29 protein-coding genes and 1 tRNA gene are annotated in these 24,546 nt (G+C 65.4%); 10 read left to right on the plus strand and 20 right to left on the minus strand.

Annotated elements, in window-relative coordinates:
• Window positions 1–42: 42 nt before the first annotated feature.
• The 5 genes from AOP75_RS06860 to AOP75_RS06880 all read left to right on the plus strand — a co-directional run bounded on the left by AOP75_RS06860 (window position 43) and on the right by AOP75_RS06880 (window position 5,731).
• Complete coding sequence (locus AOP75_RS06860) at window positions 43–585, plus strand: sigma-70 family RNA polymerase sigma factor (RefSeq protein WP_062077638.1); 543 nt, start codon at window positions 43–45, stop codon at window positions 583–585.
• Entirely contained in the window at window positions 582–2,042 is a 1,461-nt protein-coding gene (locus tag AOP75_RS06865) for a hypothetical protein (protein ID WP_062077640.1), read from the plus strand. Before AOP75_RS06860 ends, AOP75_RS06865 begins: the two co-directional genes overlap by 4 nt.
• Before the next feature lie 167 nt (window positions 2,043–2,209).
• Window positions 2,210–3,097 (plus strand): sigma factor-like helix-turn-helix DNA-binding protein, encoded by an 888-nt coding sequence (locus AOP75_RS06870; protein ID WP_062077642.1) that lies wholly within the window; start codon window positions 2,210–2,212, stop codon window positions 3,095–3,097.
• Complete coding sequence (locus AOP75_RS06875) at window positions 3,094–4,647, plus strand: hypothetical protein (protein WP_062077644.1); 1,554 nt, start codon at window positions 3,094–3,096, stop codon at window positions 4,645–4,647. Before AOP75_RS06870 ends, AOP75_RS06875 begins: the two co-directional genes overlap by 4 nt.
• 49 nt (window positions 4,648–4,696) lie before the next feature.
• Window positions 4,697–5,731, plus strand: a complete 1,035-nt coding sequence (locus AOP75_RS06880) for a Gfo/Idh/MocA family protein (RefSeq protein WP_062077646.1) — start codon at window positions 4,697–4,699, stop codon at window positions 5,729–5,731.
• A 3-nt stretch (window positions 5,732–5,734) separates the two neighbouring features.
• Here AOP75_RS06880 and AOP75_RS06885 read toward each other — a convergent pair whose 3' ends face one another.
• Window positions 5,735–6,367, minus strand: a complete 633-nt coding sequence (locus tag AOP75_RS06885; protein WP_161794548.1) for an SGNH/GDSL hydrolase family protein — start codon at window positions 6,365–6,367, stop codon at window positions 5,735–5,737.
• 139 nt (window positions 6,368–6,506) lie between these two features.
• Here AOP75_RS06885 and tmk point away from each other — a divergent pair, with 139 nt between their 5' ends.
• The 5 genes from tmk (at window position 6,507) to AOP75_RS06910 (ending at window position 10,577) form a co-directional block, all read left to right on the plus strand.
• Window positions 6,507–7,163, plus strand: a complete 657-nt coding sequence (gene tmk / locus AOP75_RS06890) for a dTMP kinase (RefSeq protein ID WP_152649985.1) — start codon at window positions 6,507–6,509, stop codon at window positions 7,161–7,163.
• A complete protein-coding gene (locus AOP75_RS06895) occupies window positions 7,160–8,302 on the plus strand; it encodes a DNA polymerase III subunit delta' (protein ID WP_062077650.1) in 1,143 nt (380 codons plus the stop codon). Before tmk ends, AOP75_RS06895 begins: the two co-directional genes overlap by 4 nt.
• A gap of 10 nt (window positions 8,303–8,312) precedes the next feature.
• The gene (locus tag AOP75_RS06900; RefSeq protein WP_062077652.1) at window positions 8,313–9,842 is read left to right on the plus strand and encodes an alpha/beta hydrolase; all 1,530 of its coding nucleotides are present in this window, start codon (window positions 8,313–8,315) and stop codon (window positions 9,840–9,842) included.
• Between the two features lie 37 nt (window positions 9,843–9,879).
• A tRNA-Thr gene (locus AOP75_RS06905) sits at window positions 9,880–9,952 on the plus strand.
• Window positions 9,953–10,244: 292 nt separating this feature from the next.
• Window positions 10,245–10,577, plus strand: a complete 333-nt coding sequence (locus AOP75_RS06910) for a hypothetical protein (RefSeq protein ID WP_062077654.1) — start codon at window positions 10,245–10,247, stop codon at window positions 10,575–10,577.
• Window positions 10,578–10,655: 78 nt separating this feature from the next.
• Here AOP75_RS06910 and AOP75_RS06915 read toward each other — a convergent pair whose 3' ends face one another.
• The 19 genes from AOP75_RS06915 to AOP75_RS07000 form a co-directional block, all read right to left on the minus strand.
• Window positions 10,656–10,850 (minus strand): hypothetical protein, encoded by a 195-nt coding sequence (locus AOP75_RS06915; protein ID WP_062077656.1) that lies wholly within the window; start codon window positions 10,848–10,850, stop codon window positions 10,656–10,658.
• Between the two features lie 9 nt (window positions 10,851–10,859).
• Window positions 10,860–11,867 carry a peptidoglycan recognition protein family protein gene (locus tag AOP75_RS06920; RefSeq protein WP_062077658.1) on the minus strand — a complete coding sequence of 336 codons (1,008 nt, stop codon included), beginning with the start codon at window positions 11,865–11,867 and terminating at the stop codon, window positions 10,860–10,862.
• A gap of 197 nt (window positions 11,868–12,064) precedes the next feature.
• Complete coding sequence (locus AOP75_RS06925; RefSeq protein WP_161794549.1) at window positions 12,065–12,868, minus strand: ribonuclease H-like domain-containing protein; 804 nt, start codon at window positions 12,866–12,868, stop codon at window positions 12,065–12,067.
• 297 nt (window positions 12,869–13,165) lie between these two features.
• Window positions 13,166–13,471 carry a hypothetical protein gene (locus AOP75_RS06930; protein ID WP_062077662.1) on the minus strand — a complete coding sequence of 102 codons (306 nt, stop codon included), beginning with the start codon at window positions 13,469–13,471 and terminating at the stop codon, window positions 13,166–13,168.
• Between the two features lie 5 nt (window positions 13,472–13,476).
• Window positions 13,477–14,007, minus strand: a complete 531-nt coding sequence (locus AOP75_RS06935; RefSeq protein ID WP_062077664.1) for a hypothetical protein — start codon at window positions 14,005–14,007, stop codon at window positions 13,477–13,479.
• Entirely contained in the window at window positions 14,004–14,144 is a 141-nt protein-coding gene (locus tag AOP75_RS12625) for a hypothetical protein (RefSeq protein ID WP_161794550.1), read from the minus strand. The genes AOP75_RS06935 and AOP75_RS12625 overlap by 4 nt, the downstream gene beginning before the upstream one ends.
• A 1-nt stretch (window position 14,145) precedes the next feature.
• Window positions 14,146–15,351: a hypothetical protein gene (locus AOP75_RS06940; protein WP_062077666.1), complete on the minus strand. Its 1,206-nt coding sequence runs from the start codon at window positions 15,349–15,351 to the stop codon at window positions 14,146–14,148.
• Between the two features lie 2 nt (window positions 15,352–15,353).
• Window positions 15,354–16,436: a hypothetical protein gene (locus tag AOP75_RS06945; protein ID WP_062077668.1), complete on the minus strand. Its 1,083-nt coding sequence runs from the start codon at window positions 16,434–16,436 to the stop codon at window positions 15,354–15,356.
• Window positions 16,436–17,248 carry a hypothetical protein gene (locus tag AOP75_RS06950; RefSeq protein WP_062077670.1) on the minus strand — a complete coding sequence of 271 codons (813 nt, stop codon included), beginning with the start codon at window positions 17,246–17,248 and terminating at the stop codon, window positions 16,436–16,438. Before AOP75_RS06950 ends, AOP75_RS06945 begins: the two co-directional genes overlap by 1 nt.
• Entirely contained in the window at window positions 17,248–20,154 is a 2,907-nt protein-coding gene (locus AOP75_RS06955) for a phage tail tape measure protein (protein ID WP_062077672.1), read from the minus strand. Before AOP75_RS06955 ends, AOP75_RS06950 begins: the two co-directional genes overlap by 1 nt.
• Window positions 20,151–20,933, minus strand: a complete 783-nt coding sequence (locus tag AOP75_RS06960; RefSeq protein ID WP_062077674.1) for an HNH endonuclease — start codon at window positions 20,931–20,933, stop codon at window positions 20,151–20,153. Before AOP75_RS06960 ends, AOP75_RS06955 begins: the two co-directional genes overlap by 4 nt.
• Window positions 20,934–20,972: 39 nt before the next feature.
• Window positions 20,973–21,188 carry a hypothetical protein gene (locus AOP75_RS06965; RefSeq protein WP_062077676.1) on the minus strand — a complete coding sequence of 72 codons (216 nt, stop codon included), beginning with the start codon at window positions 21,186–21,188 and terminating at the stop codon, window positions 20,973–20,975.
• A gap of 110 nt (window positions 21,189–21,298) precedes the next feature.
• A complete protein-coding gene (locus AOP75_RS06970) occupies window positions 21,299–21,901 on the minus strand; it encodes a hypothetical protein (protein WP_062077679.1) in 603 nt (200 codons plus the stop codon).
• A 100-nt stretch (window positions 21,902–22,001) separates the two neighbouring features.
• A complete protein-coding gene (locus tag AOP75_RS06975; protein WP_152649986.1) occupies window positions 22,002–22,520 on the minus strand; it encodes a phage tail tube protein in 519 nt (172 codons plus the stop codon).
• Entirely contained in the window at window positions 22,513–22,743 is a 231-nt protein-coding gene (locus AOP75_RS06980; RefSeq protein ID WP_152649987.1) for a hypothetical protein, read from the minus strand. Before AOP75_RS06980 ends, AOP75_RS06975 begins: the two co-directional genes overlap by 8 nt.
• A 137-nt stretch (window positions 22,744–22,880) precedes the next feature.
• Window positions 22,881–23,285, minus strand: coding sequence for a hypothetical protein (locus AOP75_RS06985; RefSeq protein ID WP_062077685.1), 405 nt, complete (start codon window positions 23,283–23,285; stop codon window positions 22,881–22,883).
• Complete coding sequence (locus AOP75_RS06990; RefSeq protein ID WP_062077687.1) at window positions 23,282–23,692, minus strand: hypothetical protein; 411 nt, start codon at window positions 23,690–23,692, stop codon at window positions 23,282–23,284. The genes AOP75_RS06985 and AOP75_RS06990 overlap by 4 nt, the downstream gene beginning before the upstream one ends.
• Window positions 23,689–24,090, minus strand: a complete 402-nt coding sequence (locus AOP75_RS06995) for a DUF6093 family protein (protein WP_062077689.1) — start codon at window positions 24,088–24,090, stop codon at window positions 23,689–23,691. The genes AOP75_RS06990 and AOP75_RS06995 overlap by 4 nt, the downstream gene beginning before the upstream one ends.
• Window positions 24,090–24,518 carry a Gp19/Gp15/Gp42 family protein gene (locus AOP75_RS07000; RefSeq protein ID WP_062077691.1) on the minus strand — a complete coding sequence of 143 codons (429 nt, stop codon included), beginning with the start codon at window positions 24,516–24,518 and terminating at the stop codon, window positions 24,090–24,092. Before AOP75_RS07000 ends, AOP75_RS06995 begins: the two co-directional genes overlap by 1 nt.
• Window positions 24,519–24,546: the final 28 nt, after the last annotated feature.

Raw genomic sequence — 24,546 nt, forward strand, 5'->3', positions numbered from 1 at the left:
GGTATGAGCAGCACGCCGCAGGGAGCCGGACAAGGCCATGGCGTGCCTTCACGGCGCGCCTCTCACGACGAGGTTGTCGCCGAGGTACTCAGGGAAGCTGGTGCGCGACTGGCCTCATACGGCTGGATTCTTACCGGTTCCGAGCATGCGGGCGAGGAACTGGTGCAAGCGGCGATCGTGAAGACGTTTGTCCGCAAGCGCCGCCTGACCGATGTCCGTGCCGCAGAGGCGTACGTGCGCGCGGCCATGCGAACTGTCCACGTTGACGGCCTGCGGCGGCATTCCACGTGGGGACGCGTGAAATCGCGGGTGGTGCCCACGCAGGTCCTGGCCGACCCCGCTGAGGACATTGGCGCCAAAGACGAGGTGTCGCGTGCACTGGCGACACTCGCACCGCGCGTGCGCACCGCGATCGCGTTGCGCTACTACGACGACCTGACCGTCGAGGATGTGGCGCAGGCCATGGGTCTATCCGCCGGGACCGTGAAGAAGTACCTCGCTGATGGTCGTGCCGCGCTGGCGCCCCTGCTTGGGGTGGCAGACGATGAGCCCGAGTCCGTGCCCGTGAAGGGAGCGAAGCGATGAACGACATGTTCGATGGCCTGCACCGCAGTGCCGCGCGCCACGGAGAGACGATGGCCGCGCGGATGGATCCCGACGCGGTGGCCGAGCGCACGCACGACGCCATTGCTGCTGGACGCCGCCGCCGCACCCAGGGACACGCGGCGCTCGCGATCGCCGCGGTCGGCCTGGTCGGCGCAGGTGTGTGGGCGGTCCAGCCGCACCACCCAGAGCCGGCCGACGAGCTTGTGGACGCCCGTGTTGGCACGGTGGACGTTGTTCCCGGGGACTTCGGGGACATGGGCTGCTTCCGCGATGGTGCGCCCGCCTATGTGCCCTGGACGGAACCCGGCGTGACGATCGCCTCCGAGGACGTCCTGCGTTTGGGTCTCCAGGTGGAAGCGACCTTCTACCGATGGGGCGAAGGGGACAACGTCGAAGCCTTCGACCCCGGTCCTCACTTCGACGCTTCCCGGTCGGCACATGGCGACGTCGATCCTGTCGGGTGGGGTGCTCAGTTCACGGTGTCGTGGGAAGGTGATGCCCCCTACACGGTGGAGGCGGCGGCGTTTCTGGTGTCGGAAGGGCGGGTGGTGAGCGACTTCTACGCGTGGGATTCGCCCATCGTGGGGGATGTCGCCCCGCAGGACTGGAAGGGATACGCGGCGCCGTCGAACACGACGACCACGTACGTGGGTGCGGATGTCAACACCGCCAATTGTTTGCGCGGCGATGGCGATGATCCCGTGGGGCTGGTGCCGGCGGAGCAGGCCGTCGTGCACACCTTGGTGCAGGTCCAAGACGAAGCGGGCGTGCCGTTGGCCACCTATGTCGACGCCAATGGCATCGACGGACTTACGGTCTCCTACCCTGATGCCGTCGAGGCTGGACTCGGGGTCGACATTGAGCCGGTGACGGACGACGAGGTTGTGGCCGAGCGCGCGCGGCGTGCGGACATCGGCCCCACCGCTCCAGCTGAGGTGGCGCTCGCGGAAGCGCTGGCGAGCGACGGGCAACCGTTGGAGCAGGCCGGCGCGGGCCTGTCGGGGCCGTCTAAGTGCGGCGTGCCCGTCGCGGAGCCGGTGGCTCAGGCAGTGCTGCCTGTCGATGTTGACGTGCCACCGGCCCCAGCGACAGTGTCGCTGTCGGAACTGCACGCTGATCCGGCAGCCGCTGCTGAAGTAACCGAGCCCACATTCGGCACACCCGGCGTGCTGCACTTTATTGATCAGGATGGCGATCAGGTGGGTCACATGCCCGCCACCTTTGGCCCAGATGGGGACGCGTGGGTCATTGACGTGACTCCCGCCCTGTGCGCCGAGGTCCAGGGAATCGTTCCCGGGACGTACACCGTGGTCGCGGAGGTAGGCGAGGTCGCCAGTGTGATTGGCCAGCAGACCTGGAACACCTTCTGGGAGATCAATCACGCGGACCCCGTGGCGTGGGCCGTGATCGGCACCACCGTGGTGGAAGACGAGTGAGGTCCGTCACCCCCCGGTAGATTTTCGGCACGCGGGGTCCGTAGGATGCGACGCAACGCCCTCCCAGTGGCACTTTTTGGCTGTTATGCCCTCGCTCACCAGCCAAATGGAGCCATCTGGTTGTTATGGGGGCGTAAAACAGCGAAATCTTGCCACCAGGGGGATCCATGGGTGACCGGACGCACCTCATCGAGGAGGTGCTCGCCGAGTCAGGCGCGCGGCTGGGCGCTTACGGGTGGCTCCTCGCCGGCTCCGAGTCCGCCGCCGCGGACCTTGTTCAGTCAGCAATGGTCGAGGCGCTCAGCCGGGCGCGCCGCCCGCGCGATGCCGAGGCGACCGAGGATGCCGTCCGTGCGCAGATGCGGCGCCTCGCCGCGCGTGACGCCAAGCGGGCACAACGTGGCCGCGACCATGAAGAGCTTGGCGAGGCCGCGGCCGCGATACCCGCGGACCGGGCCTCATTGGCGGCAGGTGAGCCGGGTCGGGAAAGCGACTCTGCTGGGGCCGATGCCGTGGACCTGTCCGCATGGGAGTACCGGCCACACCAAGAGGCCAGTCCCGCGCCCGCGTCCACAGCGAGCGGGGCGGGCGCGGACGACGTGTCCGGGCCAGCGCTGACGTACGACGCGTCGCTGTGGGAACCGCCGGCTCCGGGGCAGGGGTCCGATGCCGTCAAGGGCGGCAGTGGCGAGGAGCCGCAGGCGGCACCTGAGGATGACCGCCACGACGTTCGCGAAGGAGACGACGCCGTGCTGGCGGACCTCGACGGGTCGGTTCCAGAGCTCCGCGACGAGCAGGGTCGCCACGCGGACGCCCCCGGCGCCGTCGCCCTCGCACGAGCCCTGAGTGGCCTCGAGCCCCGCGTACGGGTGGCAGTGGTGATGGCAGAGATTGACCACTTGGAGACCGAGCAGATCGCGCGGGCTATGCGACTACCCGCGCACGCCGTCGAGGCGGATGTGGCGTTTGGCCGGTCAGAGTTGGCGCGCGCGCTCGGCATCGCCCATGCGCACCACGCCGAGCACGTGGACCTGGTGCCTGGAGGTGCGAGGTGAGCCGCATCGGAGATGAACTTCGCTCGAGCGCCGGCCCACACGGCGACGCCGTCGCTGCCACGCTGGCCAGCACTGCCGTACCCGCTGACCTCGCCCGGGCGGCCCGCACCCGCAGGCGCACGCGCGGGGTGCGGGCGGCGCTCGTGGGCACGGCTGGGGTTGCCGTGGTCGCGACTGGCGCGTGGATGCTCGCGCCCGAGCCCCCACTACCGGCTATGCAGGTCGCTGATGGCACCGTGGCACCCGACGTAGCGCCTATGCCTCCAGACTTTGGCATGGATGTCTGTTCTTCTTCGATGGAGCCGTACGTGCCGTGGGCCGAGCCCGGAGTCGCCCTCGCGTCTGATGAGGTACGAGACTTAGGGATCTTGATCGACGCCCACCTGTTCTCGATGGACGCCGACGCGTGGAACGGACCGGAGTCCGTCACTGAGCACGAGCAGGGCGAGGCCGTGATGCTGGAGCATGCGCCGTCGGATTCTTCGAGCGGCGACATGGTCGGGGTTCAGTTCGAGTTCACGTGGCCGGGCGACCAGCTCTACGAGGTGGAGGCGCTCGCCTTCCTGGTGTCCCAGGACCGGGTGCACAGCCCCATGATGTCCTGGCCCATGAACGTCCTCACCGAGGAGCCGCTGTGGGTATCGGGGGACGGAGCCGACTACGACAGCGGCGCGGACCGCTCCTCACTGGCGCTGGTCTCTCTCATCCAACCAGGCGTGTGTCACTACCAGTCCACCGCCGCCACGCGGCCCATCCCGCCCGGTCCTGCCGAGTTGCACACCCTTGTCCAGGTGAAGGACGAGTCCGGCGAACCGTTGGTGACTTTCGTCGACGCCCAAGGTCTGGACGGCACCACCGTCGACTACGCCCCTCAACCCGGCGACCCCACCACGCCTGAACCCACGGCATCGGCCTCACCCGTGACGCAAGCCCAGATCGACGCCGTGCTCGACACACGCGCCAACCTTGAGCCCGTGCCCTCGGTGCAAGCGGTCATCCGTGACGCTATCGCGCAGCAGGGGGCGCCACTGAGCGAGGCTGGCGACGGCATCATTCAGAGACGCCCAGGGGAGATCCTGGGGGCCACTCCCCTCGACGACCGTGTGCTGACCTTTGACTACGGGGAGGACCCCGAGCGATCGCTGCTGCCTCCCGCACCCTCCACGGTGTCCATGGAGGTGCTTGAGAGTGGCGGTAGCGCGTCCTTCGACCAAAGTTGGGACGGCCGCGCGGTCGCGACTGACGGCACGTTGATGTTCCTCGATAGCGATGGTGTGGTCGTGGGGCGGGTCGACGCGTACTTCGAGGCACCCGCGGACATCGACGGGGACGGTGACGTTGATAGTGAGGGCGCCACTGGCGGTTGGATGATCTGGAACGACGGTACTGACATCGAGGGCACCGTCGGGTCGCTTGAGGAGGGCGAGACCTACACCGTGGTGGGGCAGACCATGCTCTACGATCCCGCAGCGATGCCCGAGGAGGTCGCTGCGACGGGAGTCAACGAGGTATGGGCATGGGGCCTCATGGGGGAGACCACGATCGAGTGAGCGGCGGCCCATTTGTCGCAGGCTCCAGCAAGCCCACTAGGCTGGCGCCATGAGCGACGCCACGACCGAGACACCCCTGGCCCCCGCGACTGCGCCCGACCCCATGGAGGCGCCAGGGTACCGCTGGGGAATCCTGGGCGCCGGCGGCATTGCCCGCAAGCTCACCGACGCGGTCCAGCAGTTCACGCAGTCAGAGGTGGTGGCCGTGGCATCCGCATCTAGCCTCGCCAACGCGCAGGCATTCGCGGAAGAAAAGGGCATCCCGACTGCCTACGGTTCCTACGCGGAACTCGTGGCGGACCCCAACGTGGACATCGTTTACGTTGCCACTCCTCACTCGAACCATCACGAGCCCGCGCTGCTGGCGATCAACGCCGGCAAGCACCTGCTCGTCGAGAAGCCCTTCACGCAGAACGTGGCGCAGGCCCAGCAGGTCATCGACGCTGCACGCGAGCGTGGTGTCTTCATGATGGAGGCGATGTGGGCGCCGCACTTGCCCCACATGTATGCCGTGCGGGACCTCATCGCGCGCGGTGAGATCGGCGACGTGGTGGCCGTGCAGGCGGACCACGGCCAGTTGCTCACCCACGTTGAGCGCCTGGTCAAGCCAGAACTCGCCGGGGGCGCTCTTCTGGATCTCGGGGTCTACCCGGTCTCGTTCGCCCACCACATGCTCGGCGCGCCCCAGGCGATCACTGCCCGCGGTCGGCTCACGGACCTGGGAGTGGACGCACAGGTGGCGGCCATCTTCGAGTACGACGGGGCGGTCGCGACCGTGAACACGACTCTCGAAGCACGGACCGCGAACACCGCACAGATCGCGGGCACCGAGGGCATGATCCGCCTCGACGGGACGTTCTACAGCCCCACCACCTTCACGCTGGACCGCAACGACGGCACGGTCATCGAGTTCGACGGGCAGGTCGACAACGGCTTCCAGTTCGAGGTTGCCGAAGTGGCGAGGTGCATCGCCGCTGGCCGTACTGAGTCAGAGCTCCACTCCCTCGACACCACGCTAGACATCATGCGTAGCCTCGACGAGATCCGCGCGCAGATTGGGCTGGTCTACCCGAACGAGCGTTGAGCGTCAGTCGCCGGCGATCACGTTGGAGGTGAGCTCGGCGATGACGTGGTGGCCGGCCGCGTTGGGGTGGAAGCCGTCGATCGCAAGCAGGTCGGGCCGGTCCTGAAGCGGCTCGCCAATGTCCACGAACACGGCGCCAATCTCGCTGGCAGCGGCGGCGACGGCGTCGTTGACCGTCGTGAGGGCCGATGCCGCGGTGGCGTTGGGTGCCACGCCGGAAACGGCGTAGATGGTGGCGTCTGGGTACGTCTCGCGTACGGACAGGTACGTTGCGCGCACGGCCGCGCGAATGTGCTCGGGTGTCGAGGCGAGGTCGTTGAGTCCCCCTGACAGCACAATGATGTCGGGGTCTGCCTCAATGTGTGTGGGCAGTTGCTCGCGGAACGTCGTGGTGCACACGGCGCCTTGTCGCGTGTAACCCGCGCCCGCGCACCCAGCGTTGATTTCTTCCCAGCCCAGTTCCTGGGCGAGCAGGCTAGGCCAGCGCTCGTCGGCATCGGCCGTGGAAAGGGCGTAGCCCTCCGTGAAGGAGTCCCCGACAAAGACAGCGGTGGGGGCGTCAGGCGGTGCGGTGCATGCCGACAAGAGCGCTGCGGCCACCGCTAGCGCTCCCATGACCTTCGTTGGCACCGGCATCGCCCACTCCTCGGTCACTAGTGTGCTCCCGGAACGGTCGGCCATGGAAGAGGCGTGTGGTGTGTTGCACGTCTTGATCGGATGGTGCCGGCCTCTGCGGAGGATTTCGCGTGTCTGGGGGCGCGGGTAGGTTGGTCGCATGAGCGGGTTCTTTGTGGTGTTCGAGGGCGGCGACGGCGTGGGCAAAACCACCCAGATCGACCGGCTGGCCCAGGCCATGCGCGGCGATCGCGAGGTGGTCGTCACACGCGAGCCTGGCGGGACCCCGCTAGGGCAGCAGCTGCGCCAAGCGATCATGCACGGCGACCACGTGGCGCCCCGTGCCGAGGCGCTCCTTTACGCCGCCGATCGCGCGCATCACATCGCGACCAAGGTTCGTCCGGCACTCGAGCGCGGCGCCGTTGTCGTCCAGGACCGGTACATCGACTCGTCGATCGTGTATCAAGGCGGTGCGCGCGGGCTTGGAGAGGAAGTCGAGCGGATCTCCACATGGGGGACCGAGGGCTTGCTCCCTGACCTCACGGTGCTGCTCGACATGGAGCCAGGTGAGGGCAGGCTTGACCGTGAACTGGACCGTGTGGAGCGCGAAACCGGCGAGTACAAGGCGTTGATCCGGCAGGCGTTCCTCGACCTCGCTCGTCGTGAACCCGAGCGGTACGTGGTGATCGACGCCGCGCAGAGCATCGACGCGGTTGCGGGGCACGTGCGCGAGGCGGTCAACGTCGCACTGGGCGCGAAGGGCCTGCCGGGCGTCGCCGGCGGCAACCTCGCCGTCGAGCCCTGGGGGACGCCGTGACTGTATGGGACGACCTCGTGGGACAGGCCGACGCGATTGCGCCCCTGCGAGCAGCGGTTGAGCGCCCCGAGGCAATGACGCATGCGTGGCTTGTGACGGGACCGCCCGGTTCCGGTCGGTCCGTCGCGGGCCGGGCCTTTGCCGCGGCGCTCCAGTGCGAGGCGGGCGGTTGCGGGCAGTGCCGTGCGTGCGTCACCTCCATGAGCGGAACCCATGCGGATGTCACGGTGCTGGCGACTGACAAAGTCACCATCTCAATCGATGAAGTTCGCGACCTCGTCGCCACGGCTCAGTCCGCCCCAAGCGCGGGTCGGTGGCGCGTGATGCTCGTTGAGGACGCGGACCGTATGACCGAGCGCACGTCGAACTTGTTGCTCAAGTCGATCGAGGAACCGCCGCCGCGCACCGTCTGGGTGTTGTGCGCGCCCTCGGCGCACGACGTCATGGTGACCATCCGGTCGCGGTCCAGGCACGTGAGCCTGCACATTCCGGATCCCGAGGCGGTCGCGCAGTTGCTGGTCGACCGTGACGGCGTCGACGCGGAACTCGCGCGCGAGTGCGCCTACGCCTCCCAAAGCCATATTGGGGTTGCGCGGCGCCTCGCCCGCGATCCCGAGGCCCGCGCGAGGCGTGCACAGGTGCTCGCGTTGGCGACAGAGATCAGGGGAGTGGGCGACGCCGTCCTGGCAGCGGCGGACCTCGTCAAGGTCGCAGAGGAGGATGCCGCCGCAGCCACGGCCGAACGCGATGTCGAAGAACGCAACGCGCTGCTGAAGACTCTGGGCGCAGACGACGGCGGGCGTCTTCCGCCCGCTTTGCGCTCCCAGGTGAAGCAGCTCGAAGACGACCAAAAGCGGCGCGCCACCCGCCACAAGCGCGACGTCCTCGACCGCGCCATCGTGGACCTGCTGTCGCTGTATCGCGACGTCGCCTGCGTCCAAGTGGGGGCTGACCTGCCCCTGGTGAACGCGTCCCACCGCAGCCACATCGCGCAGTTGGCACAGCGGACTGCCCTGGCTGACACCATGCGGTGTCTCGATGCGCTCGCGCTGACCAGGGAGCGCCTTGCCGGCAACGTCGCGCCGCTGCTCGCGCTTGAGGCAATGACACTCGCACTGCGGCCGCGGACTGCCGCGTAGGGTAGGCGCCATGACAACTCGCGTTGCCTCCGTGCTTGCCCTCGCCGCGGCATCGGCCCTGGTGCTCACCGCCTGTACGCCTGACAAAGAGCAGGTGACGCCTGACGGCGGCGCCAGCGATGGCGCTACGGGTGACAGCACCGGTCCGGTCGACATCTACACCCAAGACATTGCCTGGGAAGAGTGCGGATCGCTCGAGTGTGCCACCGTCAAGGTCCCCGTCGACTGGTCCGAGCCAGAAGGCGAACTCATGGACCTCGCCATCAACCGATCTGGGGCCCGCGGGGGCGCAGAGCGCATGGGGTCGTTGCTCATCAACCCCGGAGGGCCAGGCGGCTCGGGGCTGGACTTCACCGAGTACTTTGTGACGACCGCGGGCGACGACCTCCTGGCCGCGTATGACGTCGTGGGATTCGACCCGAGAGGCGTAGGCCAATCGACGCCCGTCATGTGCGGCGACGACGACGTGATCGATCAGTACTACATCCCCGACTACCCGCTCGAGTCGCAAGAGGACATGGACGCGTCTGTTGCGCGCACCGAGGCCTTTGCTGCCGAGTGTGCCAACAGTTCCGGAGCCGTCGTGGAGAACGTCGACACGGCCTCAGCCGCGCGCGACATGGATCTGCTGCGCACGATCCTGGGTGACGAGGAGTTGTACTACCTGGGATTCTCGTACGGCACCCAGCTGGGAGCGACGTACGCCGAGCTTTTCCCTGACAACGTCGGCAGGCTCGCGCTCGATGGCGCAGTCGACTTCCTGCTGCCCGGCGAGGAACAGTCGATTGGCCAGGCTGAGGGATTTGAGCAGGCGCTCACCAACTTCTTGGTGTGGTGCGGTGAGCAAGAGGACTGCGCGCTCGACGGCACCGTTGACGAGATGCGCGCGCAAATCTCTTCGCTGATGGACCGCGCTCGCCAGGAGCCCTTCGAAACCGGCGAGGCCTGGCAGCTCAACGGCAACCTCATGGTCTACGGCATTGTCGTCACGTTGTACGACGAGGGCTCGTGGGGGTTGCTCAACACCGCGCTGACCGAGCTCACTGCCTCGGGAACCGGTGGCGTCATGTATACGCTCGCCAACTTCTACCTGGACCGCGACGGCACCTCCGGCACGTACTCCGCGAACGCGACGTGGGCGTTCACAGCGATCGGCTGCCTCGACGCGGGCGAGGAGGACCCGTGGGACTACAGCGACGTCGAGGACTTCCGTGCGCTGATGAACGAGGCGTCGCCGACCTTCGGCTGGTGGTTCGCCGGGTCGACCGGCTGCGAGGGGTGGCCGTGGGTCGCCGATGACATCGTGACGTCCCTGGACAACGCCGCTACGGCCCCGCAGATGCTTGTGATCGGCACCACCAACGACCCCGCAACGCCACTGGCGTGGTCGGAGTCGCTTGCCGACCGCCTGGGCGCCGAACTCCTCGTCTACGACGGCGAAGGCCACACCGCCTACGGGCGTTCAAACCAGTGCATCATCGACAACGTCGACGGGTTCCTCGTGGACGGTGTGATGCCCGATTCGGGAACTGAGTGTTGACGCGCTAGTATGTCTACTCGCAGCCCTCGGGTTGCACGCCGCCTTAGCTCAGTCGGCAGAGCGATTCACTCGTAATGAATAGGTCAAGGGTTCGATTCCCTTAGGCGGCTCCGATAAATCCCCCGGTAATCGTGAAGATGCCGGGGGATTCTCATTTCACTGAACCTGCCCCTGCTGGCCATCGTGCTAGCCATTCGGCTATCGCCCCACTCAACCCGCGAGACGCCCCGCCTCGACTCCGACGAGTGAGACGGGGCGCTGTTCCACTTTGCGCCACATCCTTGAATAAGGGTGGGTGCTATTCCAACATGCGGGACTCGGCCCGTGCGCGGCGGCGTGGTCTCGCGCGGGGGTGCGACATTGACACTCGCGCTACCCTGTCCCCAAACGAGAGGGGCAATCGTGAGTGAAGAGGCATCAAAGCCGGACAGCGTGGAGCGCAAGATATGGATCGGCGTGGGAGTTGTGGCGTCCGTCGTCGTTGCATTCGTCGTCTGGATGCTCGCCAGCATCTCGAGCGACAACGACTACAAGGCCGAAGCGCAGGCCGCGTGCGAGGCCGATGTGCTGGCGAAGTATCACGGCGATGAGGACGTGTGGGTGTTCAGCGAGCTCGAGGGCCGCGATGGTGACCGACTTGAGTTCACGGTTCACGACTCGATTCCCGAGTTTGAGTGGACTTGCTTCGCTTCACCTGGTGACGACGGCGAGATTGTGGTCGATTCCTTCAAGTAGGGACTCCCTAGAAACACCAAAAGCGCCCCGCCTCGACTCCGAAGAGTGAGACGGGGCGCGAGGCAGGGGGGTGTGCGACTACTCAGCAGGCCCACTCGTGTCGGTGTTGCCCTGAGCCATTGCCGTAGCGGTGGCTGATGCGATGGCGATTGCGAACTGGCCCCAATCGCCCTGGGATGCCTCCCAGATTGACCACACAGCCAGCGCAAGAGTGATGGTGCCGTAGACGTGCCAGCGAACTCGTGCGGGCAGGATGTCGTGCAGATACTTCATGGCTTCCTCCTAGAACTTGCCGGTGGCATTGAGGCGACGCTGCATCGCCTTGATGGTCATGGATGGGCCGTCCAGGTGTCCGTCACCTTTGATGCCGTAGCGCTTAGACAGGGCGTTGATCGTGTCCGGCCCAATGCGTCCGTCATCTTCGATGCCCATTTCCCGCTGCATGGAAGCGATGAGTTGCGACCCGAGTGCCTTCGCCGATGCAACCCACTCCCAGCCGCTCGTCAGGCCAGGGTTAGCGGTCTTCCAGAAGTTCGACTGTCTCGACACCTTGCGATCTACGGGCGTTCCTTGCGACCGCTGTAGCGCCTCAGTTGTGTCGCCGCCCCAGTAGCCGTCCTCGTCAATGCCGGTCGGCTTGGGTTCAGGCTTCGGATCCGGCTTCACGTCAGGCTTCGAGTTGCCGCCACCTGAGACTTCACCTTCAAGAATGATGGCGGCGCGAGAGAACACGGCGGGAACCTGCTTGATCTTCGCATCGCCGGGACAAATCTTGCCGCGCGACCGTGAGTAGTACATGCCGCCGCCACGCTGCAAACGTCCGGCGCGAATGTCGGGCAGGTCAGGGAAGTTGCCGTCGATGCCGAGACGATGCCAGGACAGTCCGCGCGATTCATCCCCGAGCTTCGATGAGGTCGCCATGCGCAATGAGACGCCGTGAGTCTTGACGCACCAAGCGTAGAACTCTGCCAGCGCTTCAACCTGCGCGTCAGTCCAGGGTTCGCCGTTCGCATTCTTCACGCCACCCTGAGTCTCGACGCTGATCGTCGCATCGTTGCCCTCGAGGTCGGCCTCTGCCATGTAGTCGGTGTCCACGTACTGCTCGAACACGCCATCTTTGCGCAGGTACATGTGCGACGAGGGCTTGCCGGGTCCGTTGAAGTAGCCATGAAGTGACGACGCTTCCGAGACGGCAACATGCAGGTTCACGCGGTTGTGCGTCACGAGTTTGCGACCGGGCAGATACTTCGCGTCGATGGGCTTCCAGATTGCGCCGGGATAGCGGGCCATGATTCCTCCAAAGGGTTAGCGGCATGGCGGGGAAGAGGTCGGTCACGCTTCCGTCGAAACGGCCCCTAGGAGGTGCCCCGGCGCGACCACGCAGGGCAGGCGATGTCACCGAACGGTGACAACAGGTGAGATGTCACCGAACGGTGACATTGGGGAATGTCGCGTAGTCACGACACGGCACAACGGGCCGCGTTATCTCAGCGCACGGTTCGCAACAGCGTGCGGGCCTTGACGAAGTTGCGTCGCTGGAATGCGCCACACGCCTTGCACTTCACCAGCGCATAGTTCGTGAGCGCGGTCATTGCCGACCTGCCCTCTACAAGTGCGAGCTCGGACTTGCCGCAGTTGCAGCAGACCTCGACGGGGTTGCCGGACTCATCATGCCCGGCCCACAGGTTGAGGTTCGGATGGTCTTTGATCCAGGGGCGCATGGCATCCATCGCGCGCTCAGTCTGAATCACGTCCCCGATGTTGTATTCCTCCATGAGCGCGTGAGCCTCAGTGTCGCCGCGCAGGAAGTCCGTCCACAACGCGAACCCCTGGTGAGCAACCTTGCCACCCAGTCCGAAAGCATCCAGCGTCTCGGCCAACGATGCGTAGTCCCAGCCCATGCGCTTGCTTGTGCGCATGAGGTCAAGCGAGCGATACGGCGACGGCTCAGGGATGCCCATGCGTGCAAACTCGCCGCGCAACTTGGCCTCATCGAACCTGATCGAGTTGTACCCGACCACGATGTCTGCCTGGTCCATGAGGTCGCGGATCGAAACGAGCATGTCACGGTAGCCGGGAACGTCCTCGGGCTGCATGAACATGGAGTCGACCGGATCAATGGCGCGATACGTGACATCGGGGTCGCCGTACCATTTGGCCGCGAACGAGATAGTGGACGAGCGAATGAGTTGCTTCTCGCGGCCCATGTACTTCACGCGCGGACCCCATGAGAGGTACACGCCGGGGCGACGCTCGATATCGAACGTCAGCACCTTTGCGCGGGTGGTCATTGTGTGCTGGCGTGCGGCCTCAGCGATCCCCACAGGAGCACCCTCCCTTGAGGTGGCTCGCAAAGGCGTTGTACCTGAGCGTAAGGCCATCGTCCAGAACCTCGCGATACAACTTCGCCATGTTCCATCCACCCGCATGAGCGAGAGCGAGTTGCTTCAGTGATGCCAATGCCTCGCGAAGGTCGGGCGAAAGGGACTGCTCCCAATCGCCCACGCCGCATCGTGTGCGGGGGTCGGCTTTCGGCCCCGACTCCAGTGCTTGTGCTAGTCCCATTGCGCCCTCCTAGCGTCGTTGGGTTAGTTGAAGATCGTTGCCAGCGTCGTCACCACTGAGCCGACCAGCAGCACGCCGCCGGATACGGCTGTCCACAGTTGCCACGGCGCAATCGTCTTGCGTGCTTCAACAGCGCGCAGCCGGTCCTCGTGGTCGTGATAGCGGGCATCGTTCAGCGCCCGGTCCTCGTATCGCTGTTGCTCCGATGAATCCTGCTTTGCGATCAGGGTGTCCAACTTGCCGCCCAGGTCAGCAAAGCCCTCTTTCATCTGCCCCTCCAACTTGGCGATTTCGACTGCCTCTATGGAGTGCGTCTTGTCGGGTGTCATGACCGCTACCCCGCACCGCTTGTGGGTGTCACCTGAATCGCGTGCCAGTGCCACGCGACGGATGTGCCCGCCTCGGGGCGCAGGTCAAAGCCAGATGTAGTGACGTTGAGGATGAGCGCGGATGCGCCAATGGCAGAGCCCGACGCGGACGTCACCTGAGCGGTGACGATCGGGGGGTGTGTGAAGCGTCCTGAAGGAAAGGTGACCGCACGGAAGCCACCCGGCGTGAGGTTAGGAGTCACACCGGCGGCGACCGCAAAGGGGCCGTTCGCATAGTGCGTCACCCACGCACTCCCATCCACGCTCGACTGCAACTGCGCACCCACTGGTTGAGCCTTGTTGTGGACATACAGCGGGTTATCGGCACTCGGCGCTTCCATGCCCTTCGTCGCCAGCCACGGCACCAGAACATCATCGCGCTCAGTGTTGTCCGCGACGGGGAAGATGGAACGGCGCGATAGCGTGTTCCAAATGTCCTGGAACGGCTGCATCTGGTCGCCGGGGACGAGTGACGGCCATGTGTCCTGTGTGGTCATGGGGTTTCCTCCGTGGGTTCAGGCTCGGGGTCAGGGTCAACGGGCGGTTCGGGCGTAGGCATGGGGTGGGCGTCGTGGAAGGTGGCGTGCGCAGCCGCATCGCCCACGACCACGCCGCATTTGCAGACGGTCCACATGTCACACGGCCTTCACGTAGGTGATTTCGATGGACATTGAGCCGCCTGTGCCGTAGAAGCCCGCGTCGCCAGGGCCAACGAGCGCCAGGCCTTTGATCGACCCGGTGCGCAATCCCTCGCGCATGGCCGATGAGAGCGCGACGGTCCGTGTGGACCCCTTACCCATTGACGGCGCCGTGACGGTCGCGCCGGTCAACGAAGGTGCGCCACCGGGGATCGAGCCGTTGGTGGAGCCTCGAACGACGGCAGATTCAGCGCCCGCTCCGGCATAGTCGTTGCGCTTGAGCTTGAGGGTCGCTTTGGTGATTTCTACGGCGCCCAAGTTGGCGATACGGCTCCCGTAGACAGCGAGGCCGGTCATGTCGCCAGACCCGTAGGCGTTGCCCTGGTACAGGGCGCGGGGGAAGTCCCAGCGGCCACGATTCCAATCGTTCCAACGGTTTACGCTGTTGCGGTACGTGCCAGAGTCGGAGGGCTGAATGGTCGTCGTGAACGTCTTGTACTTCACGGCAGCGTCGCGAGATATGGCCTGCGATCCACTCCACCCCGACGAGCCGCCAGTGTTGTTGGCCTGAATCGCCACAGTGAGTGTCTGGCCCTGGGCTAGTCCAAAGGTCGCCACCGGCACATCGTTCGACACATACGACCAGGCGCCGCCATAGTTGAAGCGGAACCGGTATCCCGTCGCGCCGCTCGATGGGTTGGCGGTGGCGGTGACGGTGTTGCCGTCGAGCGACAGGGACAGGCCTGTTGGCGTCGCGGGCGCAGATGCGGCCACGCCTACCTCGCCGACGACCCACGCCTTGCCATTGTCGTCCCACTGGATCAGCACCTTGTCGTTGACGCTAATCACGGCAGACACAATCGACCCGGCGACCACCGTGCCTGCCGTAGTCGAGATGGTGACAGTCGAGCCGCTGATCGCAGTCACGGTGCCCGTCGAAGGGCGCGACAGAGGCGTGCGAGCAATGCCGATGCTCCCCAGCGCCACCGGTCCAGCGGGATCGCGAGTGATGTAGGCGGTCTGCCCCGGCGCATAGTCGCCAATGAATCCCACCGCGGGAATCACTATCGTTGACTCACCAGCGGCGACTTCGATGCGACGTGCATCCTCGTCAACCGACACAACCTCAGCCCGCCAATATGGGTCATTGTCGCCGTGGGCGCGCTTGACTGACTGCAAGGCGTTTGCGAGCTTGTCTGACACGCTCACACCTCGCTTTCAGACACGACAGAGACAGTCAGCCGCATATCGCCGGGGCCGGTGGGGAATGTGCCTGCGATGACGTAGCCGAGGTAGCGCACGCCCTCGCGGATCACCTCGACCGGCTCATATGGCTCGACACGCGGATCGACAGCGGCGGTGGCTTCGACGGTGCGTGCCGGACGCATGGACGTCTTGAGAATCGACGCCGCAGCCGACTCGCACTGTGACTTCGAGGTCAGCGTGGGCGACGTATAGAAACGGGTCACGCGACCGTACGGACCATCGACAGCGAACGGGCCGGACGTGACGAACGCCTCGCCCTGAATCAGCGGCGCGTCAGACTCGGTGGACTGCGCGCGCGCGATCACATGGTTGTAGCGGCCCGAGCGCGTGTCTGAGCGTGGGGCAGAGACGACAGTGCCGCCCTCGCCGTCCGTGAATGTCATGGTGGGCGTCACGGTGTCGGGCAAGTCGGGGATCAGTCGCACGCCGCCGAACCCGTCCGGCACGATCAGCGCGGGCCACGTGTCGGCAATGTCGTACAGTGCCGCGAGTCGATCCTCGGGCCACTCAAACGAAGATGGGCACGCGCGATCCACGAGCGCCGGGTCAATGTCCACAGGGATTCCAGCGGGCATGATGCGCCGGAACTCGCTGGCGAGCGTGCCGCCTCGACGGGGAACCTGGGGCGTTGAGAATCGGTCCTCGGCAACACGGCCTAGTACGCCGTGAGCCTGCACTTCAATGTCGCCGCCGCCGTCCGTCCATTCGGCATTGACGACGCGCGCAAGTTCCGTCACCCAGCGCTCGTCACCCAAGTGCATGATGGCGTTGAGGGTGAGTTCTTGCCCGTAGTTCGCCAGCGCGGCCTGCGTGTTGCTTCCTGGGGTCCAGTTGCGACCAGCGGCCACGGCGGGGAATGCGAGTGTCGCTGACTCGATATCCTCGCGTGTTGTGTCGAAGGTGTACGAGCCGCCCGAGGGTCGCACATCCTCAGCGAGTGTGGACGCGCCCAGGTAGGAATCAACGCGCACCCGATACCCGACCGCCGCCGCCTGAATTACGGTGGGAGCACCCGCGCGCATCAGGCAACCTCGGAGGCAAAGTCAAAGCGGTTGAAGTCAGCGACCGTGCCGCCCTGACTGAGCATCCACGTGTTGAAGTCAGCAACCGTGCCGCCCTGCGTCAGAATGAAGGCGTTGAAGTCAGCGACCGTGGAGTTTGTCACCGCGACCGTCGCGTAGGGGTCTTCTGTTTCGACCCACGACAGGGACCACACACGCTGCTTCGACGTGCCGCCATCGCCCGCCCACAGTTGAGACGGGGCGGCGGCAACCGACACCACCTGGACGGCAGGCACGTCGCGAATGTCGCCATTGGTGCGCAGGATCATTGGCGCGGACTTGCCCAGCTCGGCACGCAACAGCCGTGAGTTCACGAAACTGGTGCGCGCGGCAATCTCCCCAGACTCACCGCCCGCCTCCGAGAAGCGCACGACAGTACTACGGCGACCGGGTACTCGCGAGAAATGCTGGTCAATGGCAATCTCGCGCGGGTCGGCGTTGTCCAACCACGTGAAGTCCACCACCGTCTCCCCGTCCAGTGACGTGAGCAGGTAGTCGCCGTCGTATGTGACCGTGATTGGCGCGGTCTGGTAGTCAGCACCATCGACGCGCACCGTGTAGACGACCGGCGCATTCACGGCCCCGGTGTTGTCAATGCGAATCAACTGCGACGACGACGCGACGGCAGGGGATGCACCACGCACGTACCACGACCACGGGCCAGTTGACCCGGTAATCGTCACCTCGTCGCCGATGGTCAGACCATTGACCTCGATCTGCACCATGCGCGGGGTTGTTGCACCCACGAGCGATGCCGAAACGGTGACGGCCATTAGCGCACACCCCCTGCAACGCGGCGACCGGTCATATCAATCTCCCCACGCGCCAAACGCTGAGATGCGGCAATCATGTAGTCGCCCAGCGCCGCGATGTCGCCACTCGACATGGGCGACGTAGACACGGACGGGCTCACGGTCACGGACGGGCCAGTGTTCATGGCCGCGCCCACTGCATTGAAGTTGCCGCCGTTGGCGAATCCGGCACGAGCCATCGCGCGCATCTCGGCGACCGCAGCGTGACCACCCATCCCGCGAACCTCTTGCGCCGACAACACGTGCTCGTTGTGGGACAGCAGTGCCGGGATTGAGTCGGACGTTTCCGAGCCAGGGCCGAACACGGGGCCACCGGTCGCGAACGTCCCGTAGGCGATTGGCCCCGAGACGGTGCCGCCCATCGATGCAATCTTGGTCTTGAGCGCGTTAAGCCGGGCCGTCGCGTTTGACGTATCCACAGAAACTGTGGTCGTGATGTTGCGGGGCACGCGAGCGTAGTTGCCCATTAGGGTTCGGCGCTCACGCTCTGCGGGCCGGCTGTCAAAGTCCGCGCGAGTTGAAACTTCATCTGGAATCAGGCCGAGGTCGTCGGCCAGGCCTTCGGCCTCTTCAGCCGTGAGTCCCATCTGGGTTGCCGTTAGGACAAACGCCTCGCGGGCACTCCCCATCGTCGCATCAATATCCTCAGCGGCGGCATCCGCTTCTCGCATCGCATCGCGCTGATCCAGGGCGGCTCGAGCGAGGTCATCGAGAGCGGATTCGTTTGCGCGTCCCTTCGCCGTGTTGCGGTCCAGGGTCGCGCCATTCTCTTCCAGCGCCTCGGCTGCGTCGTCAAGCGCCTGCTCGTACTGCCTCGCCGCCGAGCGGGCGTCCAGAGCGATGCCTGCGGCTTCGCGCTGCGCGTCGATCAGGTCTTCCAGCGATTCTGTTGCATCATCCGCAGCGTCAGCAGTGTCACCCCATGCGTCGTTTGCCACGGCGGCAGAATCGGCGGCGTCTCCCTGTGCAATGTCGGCAGCCGCTAGGGCGTCGCGGTACTCCGGCAATTGAGCCTCAAGGCGCTCTACTTCGAGGCCGGTGTCGGCGAGCAGGTTCTTTGCCGTCTCAATGTTGCCACTCTGCACGAGGCCGCTGAGGGCACTGTCGAGCGAGCGGAAGATCTCGGCCGCCTGCTCTTCGTCGGCCTGCGAGAATGCGCCAGTGCCAGGGCCGTTGAGTTGGCCCCAGAAGCCCTTTGCGCTGTACTCGGCTGCCTCAAGCGCCTCCTCGAGACTGCCTAGGTCCTTGGCCGCAAATGACCACGGGCTGTCGTTCTGCTCGAACTGGCCGAGCGCGAACAGGGCATCCTCGAGACCGCCGCCAGCGTCCTTTGCGTCGAGCATCGCCTTGGTGACCTCGGCCACGCCTCCCGCTGCGTTCACGGAAGATTTGGCCGCTGCGGTCAGCGCCTCGTTGAGTCCCCAAGTGACGCCTGCCGCGATACCCACTGCGCCGCCGACGCGCGTTGCGCCACCTGCGATCCGTCCGATGCCACTTGCAACACGCGGCGAGATTGCGCCAATGTCCCTGAGTGCGCGCCCTGTTTCGATCATGCGCGGGAACATCAGCAGGAAGCCGCCCGCCGCGAGCGACGTGACCGTAGCTACACCGCCCAGGCCGGTAATCGCCCGCTGCACGCCGGGGTCCAGGTCGGCAAACCACTGAGATACGTTCGCCACACCGCCCGCAAGGTCCGCGAGCATCGGCAGCAGGTTCTCGCCAATGACAATCGCGGCCTCGTTGAGCGAGTTGCGCGCGATGGCAATCTTGGCTTCGGTCGTGTCGTAGCGCTTCTCAGCCTCGGCAACAAGCGCCTCGTTGGACTCCCATGCACCGTTGGCAATCTCCAACTGGTCATTGAGCAAGCCCTGAGCCGAGCCCAGCGACAGCACAGAGCGCTTGAGGCGTTCATCTGCGAGACCCAGGTCATCGAACACCTGCGTGGTCGACTCGCCGGACTGAGCCATCCGGCCCATGCCCTCAACGAACATGCCGATAGCCGTCGCCGCGTCGTCCTCGAATGCCGAGCGGAAGTCCTCGACCGACACTCCCGCGACCCTTGCGAACGTCTCGAGATCAGCGCCACCGTCACGCACCGCGTCGCCAATGGACGTGAACACCTTCGACATCGCCGTGCCGCCAGCCTCGGCCTCAACGCCCACAGACGTGAGGGCCGATGCGAACGCGAACACGTCGGCCTCGGATAGTCCGGCCTGACTTCCAGCCGCCGCGAGACGTGTGCCCAGGGCCACAATCTCGGCCTCGGTCGTGGCGGCATTGTTTCCGAGGTCAACGATGGTCGCGCCCATGCGGTCAACGTCTGTGGCGGACGTGCCCATGATGTTGGAGATTCGGGCCAAGGCGGTCGCGGCCTCATCCGCGGTGAGATTCGTCGTCTCGCCCAGGTCAATCATGACCCGCGTGAATGCGGCCACGTTCGGCGTTGCAACACCCAACTGACCGGCAGCCTCAGCAACCGCAGCGATTTCCTCGTGCGTCGCAGGCAGTTCCGTCGCCATCTGACGCAGATCCGCTTCAAGCTGGGACAGTTGCTCGTCGGTGCCCTCAACGGTCTTGAGAACGCCAGTCCAGGCCGTCTCCCAGTCCATCGCGGCCTTCGCAGACAGGCCGAACGCCACGGCTCCTGCGGCACCAAAAGCCGTGATCGACGCGCCCGCCGTCGTCCACGACTCGCGGTTGACCTCAGCCGAGCGGACCATTCGACCCGCGACCGTGTCGATGCGCTTGCCGTCACGGTCAACCGATGCGGCGAACTTGTCCGTGGAGTCCTGCGCCGCCTTCATCGCGGCCTGGTAGCCGGCAATCTGGGCGTTCAACTTAACGCTGATGGTCCTGGTGTTGCTCACGCCATTGCCTCCACGACCTTGTTGGACTTGCGGATGTTGCAGCCGTTGTGAGCGGCCTGTGCATTTGCAGGCGAGTGCTCACCGCCGCGAGACAGCGGGATAATGTGATCCACGACGGGGCTTGCGAGCGACGGCCACTCCTCGCCCTTGTCGATTGGTCCGTGGCAGATGCCGCACGTCCACTCGTCGCGCTCGAAGATGTCCTCGCGGCGATATGGCTCGACCGTTGCCGCGCGCACCCTTGCGCGGCGAGCTGTTACGTGCTTCCAGTTCGCCTTATGGCGGTACGACTCGAAGCATTCGCGGGAGCAGTACGAGTAGTTCTTGCCATTGCCTCGGAACTCAGTGCCGCACGCGCGGCATGTGCAATCCCGGTCCCTCTTGGGCGGAGCGGGCACGAACACTGAGCGAATCCGCTTGCGCCTCGCCATGCACGCTTTGCACGGGCCGCCCTTGTTTGCGGTGAATGCGGTCAGCGTCTTGTCGACGCCGCATGCTGGGCACACGCGACACCCGTTGACCACCTCGCCCGCCCGCCGCGTCGTCGGGGAGCCTGTGCGCTGCCAGCGCGAGTAGTGGGTGCCGCACCAGCCGCGCGACCACACCTTTTGCTCGCATCCGTCAACGTCACACTCGGCTACGCCAACCACGACTGGGCGCACATACTCCGGATCGCCGTGCCGCCACCACCGCTTCCAGTGCATGGAGCACATGCCACGCCCGTAAGGCTTGACCAACTCACGCCCACAGCCATCAATCCGGCAGGTTCGCAGCGCCATGCGGCCACCTTCGGCGATGTTGAGTTGTGGCGCGCGGGCCTACTTCGATGGACGGCGCGGCTTGTAATCGGGGTCGAGCGTCACGACAGGGAACTCGTGTGCCTCGGGCTTGTGGCCCGTGTCCTTAATGGCCTTGACCGTGTAGTCGGTGCGCCACTCGACGGTCCACCAGCCCTCGAACTCGGGGTCGGACGCCTTGACGGCATCGATGCCCAGCGAGTTCGTGGACTTGTCGTAAAGGGTGAGCGCCTGCATGAGCGTTCGATCACGGGCAGATAGCGCCTCATATTCAGACGGCGACTTGCCCCAGTCCCGCGCTGTCTCAAGTTGGACGCGCAGGCCGTCGCGCTCACGTAGGGCGCTGACTATTTTGGGAGCGGGGGAGCGACCTCACCCTTAGTGGCCTGAATTGCGGCATCTAACAGGCGGTTAAACTGAGGGATACCACCGGGACGCGAACGCAACCGGCGCACATGCTCAGCCGTGACGCTCGTTGTCGTCTTGTCGCCTTGAGTGACCGACAGCACGGATGCGGCGACGGTGGCGATGTCCACTGTCAAGCGGCGTTCCTTGTCGCGCTTTTGCCACTCGCGGAAGTCCTCGAGGTACTTCTTGGCAACCGGAGCGGGCGCACCTACAGGCGGCTTTGTGGGCTGAGGCTCGCGAGGGTGCGCATCCTCGATCGCGTCCCACTCGTCGCCCGAAACTGCACCCATCGTCCACGTCGATAGGGACGCCTCGAAGAGTTCGGAGACGGCCTCAATGCGCGCGTCAATGTCCGCGAATGGGTCGGTGTCGGTCAGCGACTTTTCGCCGCTGTCATCCTTGAGTGCGGCCTCGATCTCGGCACGCTCAACCCGTAGCGCCTCAGCCTCAGCCGCTACAGCCGGGTCGTTGTAGATCGGCACGTCAACACGCGCCACGGTGCCAGTTGCCAGCCAGTCGTCAAGGTCGAGTTCGTCACTCATGGTTACTCCCGTCGCAGTGGTCGCAGATGTTGGATTCGTTCCCCGTGGGGCCTTCCCCGCACCGCCGCTGCGACGCCAACGATGCGGGGAAGGGGTCTAGTTACGCGCCGGCGACCAGCAGCGTGTCGAGCGAGGCCGTACCCGCGTAGCCCAGGGCCGAGATGAACTTGGAGTAGCCCTCGGTGTTGTCGGCTTCCTGCGGGTCGTCAACGGTGTACTCGATGTAGCGCACCTCATCGCTCTCAGCGAAGTCCTCAGTGGACGCCTTGCCGCCCTTGCGGTACAGGCAGCGGATGAGGGTGCCCTTGGTCTTCATGGCTTCCCACGCGAGGTCCGTCGCAGCATCGGGCTGCAACGTGGTGTCGTCGTAGGACCGGTAGCCGGTGATCGTGCGCCCCGAGTAGTTGGAAGCACCGAACGCCTGAGCATTGCCCTGGTCGCACAGTGCCTTCTCGTCAACGGTGTCGGAACCGGACGGGCCGATGTTCAGCGGGTCCATGATGAGGCACGAAACGTCCGTGCCCGCGTTCGCCTCAGTCGCGGTAATCGCGGCGATGTCAGCGGGGCGAGAGTCGAGCAGCACGAGCTTGGTCGTGCCATCGGCGAGCATCTTAGGCATCGGGGGTCACTCCTTGTGTGTCTTCCCCCTGTGCCGGGGGTTCGATAGGTGGAGTCGCAGTTTTCGGAGCCTCAACGGGCTCCGACTTCTTGCCGCTCTTCTTGGCGCGGGCTTTGGGCGTGAGGCGATAGCGGCCTTCGAACGCGGGGGATGTGAGGTAGTGCTCGGGAACGCGCACCTTTGCTCCATTGCGGGTGGCATATGCGTCTACAAACTTGCTCACTAGTCCGTCTCCCCTCGTGAATCGCAGATCGCGTCGTGGTCGCGCTCGCACTCGTCGGCGCAATGGCCGGGCTTGCAGGCGCAGGTTTCAGGGCAGGGCATAGCGACGCACCTCCGTGCGTTGTGGGGCGGGGATTGCTAAGCGGTGGGGGTTGCGCGGTACAGGTAGGTGTCTGTCGCGTAGATCGGGTGACCCGAGCCGGGGAGCGTCACTTCACGGTCAGCGGCGAGGATGCCGGTGGCAGTGCGCCGAATGTCCGTGCGGTATCCGGTGACGATGGGCGACTTGCGGTCCAGGGCCGCGTACGCCTTTTCTTGCACCCACCGGGCCTGTTCGCGGCCAGTCCCCGCGCCCGTGACCTTCACGCTCGGCTCGTGAAAGTCGCGCGGAACATCATCAATGGACGCGGCGATGCGCGTGAAGGATGGCGCGGCGACCACGACGTAGGGGAAGCTCGGAGACTCTTCGGCCTCAGTGTCGTAGGCCGTGATCCCCGCGTCCGTCAGCAGCGCGAGAATGCCGTCGATGTGCGCCTGAGTCATCCCAGCGCCTTAATCGCGGCGGCTTCCATGAACCGCTCGAATGCGGGGAGCTCTTCCATCAGGTCCACTTCGGGGTCGCGGATTGTGCCGCCACCACCACGCGATGAGCCGTTGTACGCGATGAACGCCAGCGAGCCCTGGTGCCCGCGACCGCTGCGGCCAATCTCAGGGCCAATCTCAGCCGACACGCCATCAACGTCCGGCTCAATGTCGAACGTTATGTCACCCGCGACCGCATGCCAGTGCTTGCGCTCACGAGCTTGAGCCCGCATCGATTTCTTGATGTTCTGCGCCGACTTGAACATGACCGACGTGACATTGCGCGAGATGCGGGCGGGCGCGTTGCCAAAGTCAGCGGCAACCGCACGAACCTGGGAAGTGTCGAACGATGCGTACTTGCGCGTCATGCTTGCACCTCCGAAACGGGGAAGCGGCGGGCGGTTCGGTACGTCTTGGACGATTCGGCGGCAATCCGCAGCCGCGCCCCCACGTTGTCGGGGTCCATGCGCGAGGTCATGCACTCGGCAATGTCGTCGGGGCGCACGCCCGCACTTTCGTCAGTGAACGGCAGGTGCAGGTGCGAGCGAGTGACGACGAACGTGTGCCCGGCGGCAGCGGGGGATTGCTCGTATGCCTCGAACGTCTGCCACTTGCCCGGCCCCTCATAGACCGTCGCGAACGTCGGCTCATATTGGCCTGTCACGTCGTTGAACGCCTGGCCTGTCTCGCGCTCCACTCGCCACGTGTCTGTCATTTGGCGAGCGGCGGCACGACGGCCAGCATCGGCGGCACTAACCGCAGACATCAGGCACCAGCCGACGTGGAGTAGTTCGGCGGCGACCACTTGCCAGAGAGGTCGCGCATGCCGCGCGGGTGAATCGAGAAAGCGTCCTGCGAACCCGACGACGGAAGCAGCAACTCCCACTCATCGTCAGTCAGGAACAGATCACCGCGCGCATAGTCGGAGTTGAGTCCGTACGAGTAGTCGTCAATGCGCTCGTTTTGCTTGCCGTCAGGGTTCTTGACCTTGCGGACAACCGCATTGGCCTCGACCATGACGACCACGGCTTCGGCAGGGTTGCCGTCCGTTACGCGGTCGTCAAGGTCGGGGACACGGGCGCGAATGATCGCCTCAACGTCAGATAGCCAGGCCTCAACCTGGGCCACCTCGTCCGCGTCAGAGATGGCGCGCCCGAGTCGCGTGGATACATCGGTAAGCACGGCGTAAGTCACGGGCGCACCATCCCTTCAGCGTTGAGGT

This window comes from Demequina globuliformis (assembly GCF_000975155.1).
In the GTDB taxonomy this organism is placed as follows: domain Bacteria; phylum Actinomycetota; class Actinomycetes; order Actinomycetales; family Demequinaceae; genus Demequina; species Demequina globuliformis.

Bases quoted from the DNA above. Each gene is read 5' to 3' on its own strand.
- tmk (WP_152649985.1), top strand. From the start codon at position 6,507: ATGAGCGGGTTCTTTGTGGTGTTCGAGGGCGGCGACGGCGTGGGCAAA.
- AOP75_RS06880 (WP_062077646.1), top strand. From the start codon at position 4,697: ATGAGCGACGCCACGACCGAGACACCCCTGGCCCCCGCGACTGCGCCC.
- AOP75_RS06975 (WP_152649986.1), bottom strand. From the start codon at position 22,520: ATGCCTAAGATGCTCGCCGATGGCACGACCAAGCTCGTGCTGCTCGAC.
- AOP75_RS06965 (WP_062077676.1), bottom strand. From the start codon at position 21,188: ATGCAGGCGCTCACCCTTTACGACAAGTCCACGAACTCGCTGGGCATC.
- AOP75_RS06865 (WP_062077640.1), top strand. From the start codon at position 582: ATGAACGACATGTTCGATGGCCTGCACCGCAGTGCCGCGCGCCACGGA.
- AOP75_RS06920 (WP_062077658.1), bottom strand. From the start codon at position 11,867: ATGGCCCGCTATCCCGGCGCAATCTGGAAGCCCATCGACGCGAAGTAT.
- AOP75_RS06935 (WP_062077664.1), bottom strand. From the start codon at position 14,007: ATGACCACACAGGACACATGGCCGTCACTCGTCCCCGGCGACCAGATG.
- AOP75_RS06985 (WP_062077685.1), bottom strand. From the start codon at position 23,285: ATGACTCAGGCGCACATCGACGGCATTCTCGCGCTGCTGACGGACGCG.
- AOP75_RS06885 (WP_161794548.1), bottom strand. From the start codon at position 6,367: ATGCCGGTGCCAACGAAGGTCATGGGAGCGCTAGCGGTGGCCGCAGCG.
- AOP75_RS06900 (WP_062077652.1), top strand. From the start codon at position 8,313: ATGACAACTCGCGTTGCCTCCGTGCTTGCCCTCGCCGCGGCATCGGCC.
- AOP75_RS06950 (WP_062077670.1), bottom strand. From the start codon at position 17,248: ATGGCCGTCACCGTTTCGGCATCGCTCGTGGGTGCAACAACCCCGCGC.
- AOP75_RS06960 (WP_062077674.1), bottom strand. From the start codon at position 20,933: ATGGCGCTGCGAACCTGCCGGATTGATGGCTGTGGGCGTGAGTTGGTC.
- AOP75_RS06925 (WP_161794549.1), bottom strand. From the start codon at position 12,868: ATGACCACCCGCGCAAAGGTGCTGACGTTCGATATCGAGCGTCGCCCC.
- AOP75_RS06930 (WP_062077662.1), bottom strand. From the start codon at position 13,471: ATGACACCCGACAAGACGCACTCCATAGAGGCAGTCGAAATCGCCAAG.
- AOP75_RS06990 (WP_062077687.1), bottom strand. From the start codon at position 23,692: ATGACGCGCAAGTACGCATCGTTCGACACTTCCCAGGTTCGTGCGGTT.
- AOP75_RS12625 (WP_161794550.1), bottom strand. From the start codon at position 14,144: ATGTGGACCGTCTGCAAATGCGGCGTGGTCGTGGGCGATGCGGCTGCG.
- AOP75_RS06870 (WP_062077642.1), top strand. From the start codon at position 2,210: ATGGGTGACCGGACGCACCTCATCGAGGAGGTGCTCGCCGAGTCAGGC.
- AOP75_RS06995 (WP_062077689.1), bottom strand. From the start codon at position 24,090: ATGTCTGCGGTTAGTGCCGCCGATGCTGGCCGTCGTGCCGCCGCTCGC.
- AOP75_RS06970 (WP_062077679.1), bottom strand. From the start codon at position 21,901: ATGAGTGACGAACTCGACCTTGACGACTGGCTGGCAACTGGCACCGTG.
- AOP75_RS06915 (WP_062077656.1), bottom strand. From the start codon at position 10,850: ATGAAGTATCTGCACGACATCCTGCCCGCACGAGTTCGCTGGCACGTC.
- AOP75_RS06945 (WP_062077668.1), bottom strand. From the start codon at position 16,436: ATGCGCGCGGGTGCTCCCACCGTAATTCAGGCGGCGGCGGTCGGGTAT.